The sequence below is a fragment of the Parvibaculum sp. genome (genome assembly GCF_035511255.1).
Lineage (GTDB): Bacteria > Pseudomonadota > Alphaproteobacteria > Parvibaculales > Parvibaculaceae > Parvibaculum.
Genome location: NZ_DATKFR010000364.1, coordinates 1 through 11255 on the forward strand (window position 1 = coordinate 1; position 11255 = coordinate 11255).

Genomic DNA, 11255 nt, shown 5'->3' on the forward strand with positions numbered 1-11255 from the left:
CAAGGCGCGCCCGCCGCCGCTGTGAACGCGCCGCCTGCCCCCCGCCCCCTTCATCAGGCACGCCTCGCAGGCGCCTGATGTCTGCCCGCCGGAAGCCCCCATCCTGAGCTTTCTGGCCTCTCCAACGCCGCCCGGTCCCCCGCCGGGCGGCGTTTCCTTTTTGCGAGGCGACTAGCGTCGTCGAGGGGCCCCGGGTCCTGCTTGCGCTTGTGCGATACGTCCATCGTCGCTATGTCCTGAACGGAACGAAGACGTGGGGCTCGAAGCTCGCCCCCCTGCAACCGGCACGAGACGGCATGAGCATAGAAAGTCTGATCGAGGATTTTGCCTTCCTCGACGATTGGGAAGACCGCTACCGCTACGTGATCGAGCTCGGCCGCGAACTCGAACCGCTGAGCGAGGCGGAACACGCGCCCGAGAACAAGGTTCAGGGCTGCGCGAGCCAGGTCTGGCTCGTCAGCGAAGCCCGGCGCGAAACGGGTGAGACGCATCTTGTCTTCCGGGGCGACAGCGACGCCCATATCGTCCGTGGTCTGATCGCCATTCTGCTGCGCATCTATTCCGGCCATACGCCGGAAGAAATCCTTGCGATCGACGCAAAGGACATCTTCATGAAGCTCGGTCTCAACGAGCATCTGAGCCCGCAGCGCTCGAACGGCCTCTATTCGATGGTCGGCCGCATCCAGGCCGACGCCCGGGCGCAGTCCGAAAAGGTATAGAGCGACTCCGTTTTGTCGGAACCGGATTGACATTCCGCGGGCCGCTCATTCCCGTTTCCTTTCGCGCGGATGCCCGGCGCCCCCCTCGTTCAGCCCGTAATGCGCGGCCAACCGGTCGAGCGCGATCTGCAGCACAAGCTTGCCCGACCGTCTCGGCCAGCCGAAGGTCTGCTCCGCCTCCTCGAGCCCCTGCAGATGGCAGATGACGGCGAGAAGCACGTCGGAAAGCCTCGGCCCCACCTCGTGCAGCGCACGGGCAAGCCGCGCGCGCGCCGCGAGCGCCCGGTCGGACACATCCGCGGGATCGCGCGGGCCGCGCCTGCCTCCATCCGCGGTCAGCGCCAGCGACCAATCCGTCGTGACGCGCGGGGTCATGCAGGCCAGCGTGAAGTCGCGCCGCAACCGTTCTCCCGCCTCGAATTGCGGAGCCGAGACGAGCGGTTGTCCGTCCGGCCCCTTGCGCCGCCTGAGCCAGCCGAGCGGCGCCTCCCCTTCGTTGATCTCGACCGCGACGCTTCCGTCGCCGGCGCCGATCCGCCGGGACGCCACGAGTTGGTGCTGCGCGCGGAATGGCTCGGCCAGCGCGTCGAGGCGCCGCCAGTAAGCAATCCCAACGGCGCTCGGACGCCACGCTCCCTCGCCCGCCGGCTCCACGAAATCTCGCCTTTCGATCGCCGCCCACAGGGGCGGCTCGATCGTCAGCACCGGCGCCCGCCAGCGGTTGCGGGCGACGAAAATGCCGAACGCACCGTCGCCGAATCTCGCGGCATGCGCGCCGCGCTCGCTGAGGCGCGGAAAAATCCGGCGCACCTCCCGTTCGATCTCCCGCTCAGCGAGATGGTCGGCCGCCTTCTCCCGCGCCGCCATTCTGTCCCGCGCCATCATTGCATGACATCCATGATGGGGAAGGCGCGCAGCGCACCTTCGAGCCGGTCGAGCATCACGTCGAAGTCCCGGTCGTCGCGCCGGTCCTCCATCTGCCGGCAAGCATGGGCGGCGGTCGTCCTGTCCCGGCCGAAATGCTGCCCGACCGTCGACAGGCTAAGTCCGAAGGCGACATGGGCGAGATACATTGCAATCTGGCGCGCCAATGCCACCTGCGCCCTCCGGCGCGTCGTGGCGCGCAACTCGCCGACCGGCACGTCGAGCGCCCGCGCTATGATTTCCTGGGTCAGCGCAATCCGCGCTGCGCACTCGATCTCCTCCGCCGCCGGCCTTGCGATGGACGTCCGATGGGCCGGGCGCCCCTCAAATCCAAGGAAAACCGCCCGTCTCGTCTCGCCGAACCCGGCAAACTGACTTTTTACGACAACTTGCATCTCGTCCCCTCCTGCGCGCTTGACGGAAAGACATAGGAACATTACGAGAACAATCGCGTGTTCCTATGGAAAAATTACGCATTCCGTAAGGCCCGGGGATAAGTTTGTGTAATTAATGTGCCGATTTGAAACAGGAGGGAGCGCGTGTGAGGACGAGAATTCGGTACTTTCGCAGGTTGCGGCGCTTGACCCAGGCCGAACTGGCCCGTCGCGTCGGCACCACGGCCGCCACCATTTCCCGGCTGGAAACCTCTGATATGACCGTTTCGACGGATTGGCTGGAGAAGCTGGCCTCGGCCCTGGGACTCCGGGCGGCCGAACTCGTCGGCCAGCCGCAGACATCCCATATTCCCTGCGTCGGTCAGATTGGCCGCGACGGTCTTTTCGATCGGTCGCTCGCGGCGGGCGACGAGACGCTGACGCTCGAAGCGCCGGCGCGCGATCCGGTCGCGCTCAGAATCCACGCCGATGTGGGGGCCTATTGTGCCGGCGACGTGCTCATCGCCGATCGCCTGCCGCCGGAACATGCCGCCCGCGCGCTCGGCCGCGACTGCATCGTGGAGATCGATGGCGAGGCGTCGGGCTTCGGACGCTTCGTGTCGTCAGCCGACGGGAGCTTCCTGCTCGTACCGCCAGATCCCGGCGCGCAGGCGCGCTTTCTGCCGACGCCGGACTGGATCGCGCCCGTCGTCATGCTCATCCGTCATTTGTGAGAAGTCCTTCGCCGGGATCGCGACGACGGGCGAACCCCTCGATCCCTCGTCTACCGGTTGCCGCAGACGACCTTCACCGTCTGCGCGCCGCCGGCGGCATTGCCGCATTGCATGCCGGGAAAACACATCGCCTGGGGAATGTCGGTGAAGACGAAGGCGATATAGGCATCGCCCTTGTTCTTCTCGACCGTGCCGTTGAGCTCGTAGCGCTTGCTCTCACCCGGCTGCAACGTGGTCGCGTCGCCGACAGTCGGCTCCGACAGCGGAACATAGTGTTCGCCGTCGAAGATCAGCTTGGCGACGCCGCCAGCGCTGACCTCGCACCAGGCGGCCAGTTCGGACGACGTGTCCCTGGGCGCCGTCACCTTGAATTCGGCCGACTCGCCCTTCGAAATGACCTTCTCGCCCTCTTCTATTTTCGCCGTGGCGGCTTCGGCCGCCGAGACGCCGGTCAAGGCCAGCAGGAGGCCGGCCGTGAGAAAAGCGCTGAGAGTCCGGTATTTTGCGGCTGCGAACATGAAGGAGGCTCCGGTTTTATCGTCCGGCTCGAGTGTGCCGCGTCCGGCGCCTGAAACTCAAGCGATCCGAAGATTGGCGCGACTCGCCAGCGCATGGGCCTTTTCCGACTGCAGAAAGGCGTCGTGCCCGAGCACCATGACGATGTGCCCGTCGGCGTCGACCAGCGGCAGACGCAACCAGAACTGGAAGATGTGAGGCTGGCGCCACGGCGTCAGCGGTACGACGCCCTGAGCCGGCCGTCCCGCCTCGACCACCTCGCGATAGGCCGCGTCCCAGTAGCCTTTCTGGTCCCCGAGGTCGAACTCGTCGAGGCAGCGCCCGGTGATCTCGATGCCGAGATAATCCCTGAGCCGTGTGCCGGCGAGCCGGACGCGCAGCCTGAGCGGCTCTTCCGGCAGCACGTCGAGCAGACTGAGCGACGGCAGCAGCGCTTTCAGCTCGGCCGGCTGGATATCGGCGCGGCGCGGATAGGACGTGTCGCTGCATTTCGCGCGCCAGTAGTCGAAAAGCTCTCGCTGCTCTGGAATGATAAGCTGTGCGCGGATGGCCTGTTCGGCGGCGGTCGGAATGGTCGTCTCCCCTGCGGCACGCTGGCTGATGCGAATCACATGCAGCAATCATGAGTCCCGTCGCCCGCCTTGGCAAGCGACATGGTCCGGGAGGTCCGACCGGGACCCGAGATGTGCATGGCGGGAGGAGGTTTTTTGTCTACCGCGAACCGCGGCGCGAGGTGGTGCGACGCCCCTTCTGGCCGAGACCCATTTTCTTGGCGAGCTTGGAGCGAGCCTGGGCGTAATTCGGCGCGACCATCGGATAGTCGCGCGGCAGAGCCCACTTCTCACGATATTCGTCGGGACTCAGATTGTAATGCGTACGCAGATGACGCTTCAGCGACTTGAACTTTTTTCCATCTTCCAGGCAGATGAGGTAGTCCGGCGTGATCGACTTGCGCACGGTGACGGCGGGCTCCGGCCGCTCGGCATGAACAGGCGACGTGCCGCTCTCGACCTGCAGGAGCGCCTCGTGAACCTTGAAGATCAGAGTCGAAAGTTCCTCGGCCGCGACGCTGTTGTGGCTCACATATGCCGACACGATATCGGCCGTCATGTCGATCAGTGCTGCCTTTTCGCTCATATCGTCCCCGAAATCCCGTGCGGCCCGTTGCACTCAACACAGCCAGTAGTAAGTCAAAGGTAAAAGAACACCGGCGCCTTTATATCAATCGGAATTCTTGCCAGCAATAGTCGTTGAATCGAAAGAATACAATAACGGATATCAACAAAATATTCGGCAAAACAGGTCAAATGTAGGCGTCCACTATAACCCTCCGGTCTGTCTTGAGCGCGTTTCACGAGCAATTGTTTGGTGTGAACGAGAAACCCTGCCGGCGGATAACCTTGTATAATCCTCCTGCCGCCGCCCGAGATGCGGCTTATCACCGCTTGTCGCGAAAGGGCGCGTGACGCGGCGTCGGAACGTCGCATAGTGTTCCATCGCGGCACTTCGGAACGCCCTGGCTTGCCTGAAGATCGGAGTTTGACTTGTTCCTGAGAGACATCTGGTATTTCGGCACGCCGGGAGAAGCCGTCGGACGCGGCGCGATGATTCGTAAGATTCTGTTGGGCGAGCCCGTGCTTATCGGCCGCACGGAAACGGGCGAGGCTTTCGCGCTCAGGGACATCTGTCCGCATCGTGGCGTGCCGCTCTCCGCGGGACGCCTTTATGACGCAAAATCGAGCGGTTGCGGCGATAACGCCGTCGAATGTCCCTATCACGGCTGGAAATTCCGCACCGACGGCCATTGTGCCGAAATTCCCTCTCTTGTTCCGGGCCAGGACGTCGAGGTTTCGCGCATCCGCGTCCGCCGCTATCCGGTTCGCGAGATTCAGGGCAACATCTGGATCTACATGGCGGATGAAAAGCGCGCCGACCTGCCGCCGGCGACGGAGCCGCCGGTCATGCCGGGCTTCGGCGAGGTCGCGCCGAATATCCGCGAGACCATGACCTTCGGCTGCCATGTCGATCACGCCGTCATCGGCCTGATGGATCCGGCGCATGGCCCCTTCGTGCATCGCTCCTGGTATTGGCGCTCGCAAAAATCGATTCATGAGAAGGCTAAGGATTTCGCGCCGTCCGAACTCGGCTTCGCGATGGTCGAACATGCCCCATCGAGCAATTCCTTCGCCTACAAGATTCTCGGCGGCGCGCCGCGCACCGAAATCTCCTTCCGCCTCCCCGGCATCCGCATCGAGCGCATCACCGCCGGCCGCCACCGCGTCGTCGGCCTGACCTGCGTGACGCCGGTGGACGAGAAGACGACCGAGATCACCCAGTCCTTTTACTGGACCATGCCGCTTCTTTCTGTGCTGAAGCCCGTCCTGCGTCCCTTCATGCGCGCCTTCCTGAAGCAGGATGGCGACATGGTCGATCTTCAGCAGGAAGGCTTGCGCTTCGATCCGCGCCTGATGCTCATCAACGATTCCGATGTCCAGGCGAAGTGGTATCACCGCCTCAAGACCGAATGGGCCGAAGCCGGCGAGCAGGGTCGGCCGTTCCAGAATCCCGTCAAGCCCGTGACGCTGCGCTGGCGGAGCTGACCGTCAAGCTTCGACCGCGACGCCGAGCCGCCCGCGCAGAAAGCCGCCAAGACCTTCGATCGCCGCCCCGCCTTCCTCCAGCATCTGGTAAAAGGCGTGCCAGACATGGATCATGCCCGGCCAGACCTCGATCTCGGCGGCGACGCCCGCCTCGCGGGCCCGTGCTGCAAGGACGCGCGCATCGTCGAGCAGCACCTCGTCCGTGCCGACCTGGATGAAGAGCGGCGGCAGCCCCGACAGATCGGCGAAATTGGGCGACGCGAGCGGATGCCTCGGATCGGCGCCGCCGAGATAGGCCTGCGCGTGTTCGTCGATCCCCGCCTTGGTGATGATGGGATCGAGATGGGCGCAAGTCTCGTAGGTCGGCGTGTCGCAGGTAAGGTCCGTCCACGGACTGATGAGAACGGCGCCCGCCGGCATCGGCAGACCGGCATCGCGCGCCGCCAGGAGCATCGCCATCGCAAGCCCGCCGCCAGCCGAATCTCCGCCCAATGCGATTGTCTCCGGCGCATGTCCCTGGCCGAGAAGCCAGCGATAGGATTTGAGCCCATCCTCGACGGCGGCCGGAAAGGGCGCTTCCGGCGCGAGCGCGTAATCGACACTCAGAACCCGGGTCCGCCCCGCGAGCGCCAGTCGCGCCGTCAACGCGCGGTGTGAGAGAGGCGATCCGACGGTATATCCGCCGCCATGAAAGTAAAGCAGCACCGGTGCGTCGGCCGCACCGTCGACGATCGTCCATTCCGCGCCGAGCCCGTCGAGATCGGCGCCCTCGACCGACACGCCCGCGGGAACCGGGAACACTTCGATGTTTCGATTCATCGCTGCGCGTCGTTGCGCGAGCGACAACGAACCGCGCGATTGCGAACGCGTCGCCACCAGCGCCTTCAATTCGTCGATCGTCTTCGTCTTTCGCGCGCGCTCCATGGACATTCCCCCCTCTCTATGCTTCGATCTTCCGCTCAGAGGCATCATGACCGGCTCGGTGCGGGATACAAGAGCGCCTACGTCGATCCTGGACGAGCGCGAAAATGGCGCAGGCGGAAACCGCAGCATGAACGCGACGAATCGGCTATCTGACGACGGTGCCATGCGAGAACCGGAATCGGCGCCCGGAGCGCCCTTTGCCGATATTGGAGCCGAGCATTCGTGAGCGACCCCGATTCCATCAACCGATCAGGCGGCAAGGACCATCAGCGTTTGATGGGCCCAGACGGCCAACCGCTCTTCGTGCTGGTGCCGGTCGCCGAATATGAGACCCTGACGAACCTCGGTGATGCGGCGGGCGAAATGAGCCGCGCCCATGCGATTCTCGCGGAACGACTCGGCGGCGCGCCTGCCGGCGTCGCACACCGGATCGCCGAGGGCGAAAATCCCGTGCGCGTGTGGCGCGAGTTTCGCGGACTGAAGGCGGTGGCGCTCGCCCGCGCAGCCGGCATCAGCCCCGCCTACCTCTCCGAAATCGAAACCGGCAAGAAGGACGGAACCTTCCGCACCATGGCCTCCATCGCCCGTGTGCTGGGCGTCTCGCTCGATGACCTTGCGCCGGCCGCCGACGAGGCTGGCAAGCGCCTGCGCGAACGCAATGCTTTGATCGATGGCGTGCGCGCGCATGTCCGCACGCTGGTGACGCTCGTCACCGGCCCCGTCGATTTCAACACCGCCGCCGTCCGCCGCACCGTGACGTCGCTCGCCGCCGATGCCGTCGCGTTGAAGGCGCAGGACTGCAATCCGGACGGCTGGCTCGACGGCGTGCTCGCCGGCGTCCGCGACGTTCTCGATCTGGTGGACAAGGCCGAAGGCGACATTATCGCGACCGCGCAGAAGGCGCAGCATGCGCTGGAGCACATCGTCAAACAGCCGGCTTTCCAGCCGCCGGACCATGCCGGCGATCTCCAGCCGGCGAGCTCGGCCGTAACCGCCGCCGAATAGCGGGAAGAGCGTTAGAGGTCGTCCGGCATCGCGATCTGCGCTTCGTTCGAAAGCAACCAGTCCCACGAATGAAGGACGAGATCGGCGCGGTCGATCGAGAGTGCGTCGAACACGGCGACATTCCGCTCGATATCGCCGCGCGATGGAACGGTGCCGCCGCGAATGCTCGCGGCATGAACCGTGAGGTCGCCGAACTCGGCGCGTGCAAGACCGATGGCCTTTGCGAAAACCGCCAGAGGTTCTCCGCCGATGTCGTTCACGATCCGGAACATCGTCTCTTGCCGCACGCGGCCGGCTTGCGCCAGCGCGGCGAGGAAATCCTCGCCATGGCCGGAACTTGCCAGATGGCCGAACTGTACGAGATGCGATTTAGGCGCGAGCCGCGGCGGACTCACCAGTGACAGGACCGCCCTCAAGGGCTCGTCGTCGCCGCTCGCCGCAAGCCCCGCCTCGAGCACGTCGCCGAGCGCCACATGCATCATGCGCCGTTCGACCGTAAAGCGTGTCAGGATTTCCGACCGTGTGGCGGCGGGGCTCCACCAGAACATCAACAGTGCCAGGCGCGCCGTGAGTTCAGGCCGGCAGAGCAGCAGGGGTACGAATTCGGGCTCGCTGGCGCTCCGCCGCGTCAGCGTTTCGATTGCGGTCGCGGAAATTGTCGCGCCGGGATTTGCAAGCATCCGGCAAATGCCCCGGGCATTGCCATGTTCGATCAGCGCCTCCACGACCGCATGCGGAAGCGACCGCCGGCCGGCGATGGCAAACGCATGCTCCGGTCCGGTGTCGCGGAGAATGCCGACGAGGTCGCCCGGGCTGAGACTTACGGAAAGGCCGAGGAGAGGTTCGGCGACGAAAAACTTGTCGCGCGCCAATGCCAACGTCAATTCTCGTGGCCCTTCGGGAAGCATCGCGACGCGTTCGGCAAGACGGCGGCGCTGCGCCTCGTCGAGACGCGACACCGCTGTCGCCATCACCATGTCGACGAGGCCGCGCTCCTGAGGCGTGATATGTCCGGCCGGCAGCACGGCGAGGTCGGCGAGACGGCGGAGCAGCAAGTCGCGGGCATGCGTCCCCGGCGACGCGGCGGCGTCGGCGAAGCCATTTCCCGGAATTGCGATCGAAGCCATCGGCCACTCCATCGGCCATCGTTCATGGACAAGGGCGCTGTATGGCGTCCTTCCCGACAAGGCGGCATCTGAGCATCCCCGGCATTAAAAGGTCGTAAACTATATGTGCCGTTTGCCTGCGAGGCCCGCTATGCTTCGCGCCAACCCCGCCGGAGAGAGATTATGACGAGAACCGTTCGCAAAGCCGTCCTGCTCGGCGCCCTTCTGGGGCTCGGCCTTTCCCTGTCCGGCTGCGCCAGCGACGACACCAAGGACCCGGATTATCAGTCGGGCTATTCGGCCGGCTGCGGCACCGGCACGGGCTATGTGCCCGGCAACGCCTCGACGGTCATCCGCGACCCCGACCTGTGGCGCACGAGCAAACCCTACCGGGCGGGCTGGAAGGCCGGCTTCAACTCCTGCCGCGTCAGCACCTCGAATGCGCCCGGCTCCGGCAGCGAATACGGCTATGGCCGCCGTAACGGTCCAAGCGGCTACTGAACGGCACAAAGAAGAAACGGAGAAACGGAATGCGGATCGTCCTTGGCCTGATTGTCGTCCTTGTCGTACTCCTGATCGCCACGCCGCTTCTGCGCTACGGAACGCTCGATCCCTGCCGCATCCTCGCCAAGGACATGGCGCGCGACGCCTATTCGCAAATGGCGCGAGCCGTCGGCGCCGAGCCCGGCGAAACGCCGCAAGCCGCCGAGAACATGGCGCGCATGATGACGAGCCAGTATTCGGAGGGCGAATGCGTCTCGCGGCTCAAGGATCGCTGGCTCGGCCTCGAACAGCCCGCGAATTAGCCTCCACCTTCCTGAAGCCCCCCTTGAGGGGGAAGGTTGGGTGGGGGAGCGTCAATCTCCGACCATGACTGAAACATCCAGCCCCGCCTCCGCGGCCTCCGCAATCTCGCGCCAGACGACGCCCTCGATCCCTTCGACCAGCCCCGCGCCCGCGATGTCGGACGGCAGATAAAAACCGCCTTCGCGCGCGCCGCTTTCCATCAGCGCCCGCGCGATCAGCAACGCGGCGTCGGCCGTGTAGATCGCGGCCGCCGGCGTCTCCAGCCGCGCCCGTGCAACCTTTCCGTCCGGCGTGCGCGCCTCTCCCCAGACGGTGGCGCGGCTGCGCGCCAGTTCCGCGTCGGTCGGTCCCTCGCGCCCGCGCGTCAACCGGCGCTCGATCCTCTTCAGGCCCCATCCACGGCGTAACATCGCCCCCGCGAGGCTGCCGCGTTTCAGCAAGCGCACCAGCACGGGCGGCAGCACTTCATAGGTTTCGATCGTCGAATAGGGCCCGCGGCGTCGCCAGACGAGCCCCTCGCCGCGCCAGGGTGCAAGCTGCGCCGCCTCCGCACCCTGCCCGAAATCGCAATTGAGAACGCGCGCACCGGGTTCGGCCGGAGTGAGCTGCCCGTTTCTGATCGTCTCGCCGGGAAGATGCAGCGCGGCGACAAGCGCCCGCGCTTCCGCCGCGCTGCGCCCGCTCCGCTTGACCGCCAGCATCAGCCCCCGCGCCGTCGGCAGGATCGTCGCGAGCCGCGCCGCCACGGCATTTGCCGCCGCAAAATCGAAGGATGCGCCCGGCACCAGGACGACGCCCGCCTTCACGGCCTCGTCGTGCCGTGCGAGCAGCGCCGCGATATGCGCGCGATCGCCGCCGAGATCGAGGTAATGGGTTCCCGTCTCGAGGCAGACGTCGATGAGCGGCGCCGCCGTCCCGGCGTCAGAAGACGCGCAATTGAGGAGAACGCTCACGTCGTCGAGCAACGAAGCGATGCGCGTCCGGTCGCCAAGCCCGAAGATGCGCGGCTCGACCGGCCGGTTCTCGCCCTCGCCGGCTCCTGTTTCATTCGCATGCCCCGCGACGCGCGCTATTTCCCGGCCGGCTCCGATGTGCGGCAAGGATGCCGCCGCCCGCCGCGAGATCAGCGCGCCCTGCCAGGTGTCGACGCCATAGATGAGCAGCCGCGACTTCATGCCCCCGTCCCCCGCGACCGCCCCTTCAAACCGGTGCCGCCGCTCCCCACTTCGATGGTTGCCCCGTCTGTTGTATTGTCGCGGGCAGGAGGAGGCTCTGCAATGAGTTCATCGACAAGGGCGGCCCTTTTGCTGGGGCTCGCCGCCTTGATCCTTGCGTCGGCGCCCGCCGCCGCCCGGACCCGCATCGCGACCGGCCGGGACCTCTATGCCGCCTGCCAGGTTCTCGCCGATTATATCCTCGACCCGAAGGGCGGGACGCCGCGCGCCGGGCTTTACTGCCGGCAATATATCGCCGGCTATTTTTCGGCCGCCCGCCAGGTCCGCCAGAATGGCGACACGACGAAGGCGCTCGACCTGCCGCTCGCCGC

Annotated in this window: 15 protein-coding genes; 7 read left to right on the forward strand and 8 right to left on the reverse strand. The window is 65.7% G+C overall.

The window, feature by feature from the left end:
- Positions 1 to 296: 296 nt before the first annotated feature.
- The gene (locus tag VMR03_RS13920) at positions 297 to 719 is read left to right on the forward strand and encodes a SufE family protein (RefSeq protein WP_325406218.1); all 423 of its coding nucleotides are present in this window, start codon (positions 297 to 299) and stop codon (positions 717 to 719) included.
- A 45-nt stretch (positions 720 to 764) separates the two neighbouring features.
- Here the strand turns inward: VMR03_RS13920 and VMR03_RS13925 are convergent, their stop codons facing one another.
- Both VMR03_RS13925 and VMR03_RS13930 read right to left on the reverse strand, forming a co-directional pair.
- Positions 765 to 1604 (reverse strand): DUF6456 domain-containing protein, encoded by an 840-nt coding sequence (locus VMR03_RS13925; RefSeq protein WP_325406219.1) that lies wholly within the window; start codon positions 1602 to 1604, stop codon positions 765 to 767.
- Entirely contained in the window at positions 1601 to 2038 is a 438-nt protein-coding gene (locus tag VMR03_RS13930; protein ID WP_325406221.1) for a helix-turn-helix domain-containing protein, read from the reverse strand. The genes VMR03_RS13925 and VMR03_RS13930 overlap by 4 nt, the downstream gene beginning before the upstream one ends.
- A gap of 146 nt (positions 2039 to 2184) precedes the next feature.
- Between VMR03_RS13930 and VMR03_RS13935 the strand changes: the two genes are divergently transcribed.
- A complete protein-coding gene (locus VMR03_RS13935) occupies positions 2185 to 2751 on the forward strand; it encodes a helix-turn-helix transcriptional regulator (protein ID WP_325406222.1) in 567 nt (188 codons plus the stop codon).
- 50 nt (positions 2752 to 2801) lie between these two features.
- On the opposite strand, the gene VMR03_RS13940 is transcribed toward VMR03_RS13935, so the two are convergent.
- The 3 genes from VMR03_RS13940 to VMR03_RS13950 all read right to left on the reverse strand — a co-directional run bounded on the left by VMR03_RS13940 (position 2802) and on the right by VMR03_RS13950 (position 4404).
- Positions 2802 to 3269, reverse strand: a complete 468-nt coding sequence (locus VMR03_RS13940) for a hypothetical protein (protein WP_325406224.1) — start codon at positions 3267 to 3269, stop codon at positions 2802 to 2804.
- Between the two features lie 57 nt (positions 3270 to 3326).
- Positions 3327 to 3878, reverse strand: coding sequence for a PAS domain-containing protein (locus VMR03_RS13945; RefSeq protein WP_325406239.1), 552 nt, complete (start codon positions 3876 to 3878; stop codon positions 3327 to 3329).
- Positions 3879 to 3978: 100 nt separating this feature from the next.
- Complete coding sequence (locus tag VMR03_RS13950) at positions 3979 to 4404, reverse strand: MucR family transcriptional regulator (RefSeq protein ID WP_325406225.1); 426 nt, start codon at positions 4402 to 4404, stop codon at positions 3979 to 3981.
- Between the two features lie 407 nt (positions 4405 to 4811).
- On the opposite strand from VMR03_RS13950, the gene VMR03_RS13955 reads away from it, so the two are divergent.
- Positions 4812 to 5867: an aromatic ring-hydroxylating dioxygenase subunit alpha gene (locus VMR03_RS13955; RefSeq protein WP_325406227.1), complete on the forward strand. Its 1056-nt coding sequence runs from the start codon at positions 4812 to 4814 to the stop codon at positions 5865 to 5867.
- Positions 5868 to 5870: 3 nt separating this feature from the next.
- On the opposite strand, the gene VMR03_RS13960 is transcribed toward VMR03_RS13955, so the two are convergent.
- Positions 5871 to 6797, reverse strand: coding sequence for an alpha/beta hydrolase (locus VMR03_RS13960; protein ID WP_325406228.1), 927 nt, complete (start codon positions 6795 to 6797; stop codon positions 5871 to 5873).
- Between the two features lie 216 nt (positions 6798 to 7013).
- On the opposite strand from VMR03_RS13960, the gene VMR03_RS13965 reads away from it, so the two are divergent.
- Positions 7014 to 7796: a helix-turn-helix transcriptional regulator gene (locus VMR03_RS13965; RefSeq protein ID WP_325406230.1), complete on the forward strand. Its 783-nt coding sequence runs from the start codon at positions 7014 to 7016 to the stop codon at positions 7794 to 7796.
- 11 nt (positions 7797 to 7807) lie between these two features.
- Here VMR03_RS13965 and VMR03_RS13970 read toward each other — a convergent pair whose 3' ends face one another.
- A complete protein-coding gene (locus VMR03_RS13970) occupies positions 7808 to 8923 on the reverse strand; it encodes a DUF2336 domain-containing protein (protein ID WP_325406231.1) in 1116 nt (371 codons plus the stop codon).
- 162 nt (positions 8924 to 9085) lie between these two features.
- On the opposite strand from VMR03_RS13970, the gene VMR03_RS13975 reads away from it, so the two are divergent.
- On the forward strand, positions 9086 to 9403 hold the full coding sequence (locus VMR03_RS13975; protein ID WP_325406233.1) for a hypothetical protein: 318 nt from the start codon (positions 9086 to 9088) through the stop codon (positions 9401 to 9403).
- A gap of 29 nt (positions 9404 to 9432) precedes the next feature.
- Positions 9433 to 9708, forward strand: coding sequence for a hypothetical protein (locus VMR03_RS13980; protein WP_325406234.1), 276 nt, complete (start codon positions 9433 to 9435; stop codon positions 9706 to 9708).
- A gap of 51 nt (positions 9709 to 9759) precedes the next feature.
- Here VMR03_RS13980 and VMR03_RS13985 read toward each other — a convergent pair whose 3' ends face one another.
- The gene (locus VMR03_RS13985; protein ID WP_325406236.1) at positions 9760 to 10884 is read right to left on the reverse strand and encodes a hypothetical protein; all 1125 of its coding nucleotides are present in this window, start codon (positions 10882 to 10884) and stop codon (positions 9760 to 9762) included.
- Positions 10885 to 10986: 102 nt separating this feature from the next.
- Between VMR03_RS13985 and VMR03_RS13990 the strand changes: the two genes are divergently transcribed.
- Positions 10987 to 11255 (forward strand): hypothetical protein (locus VMR03_RS13990; RefSeq protein ID WP_325406238.1); only part of this gene is annotated, 269 nt, incomplete at its 3' end.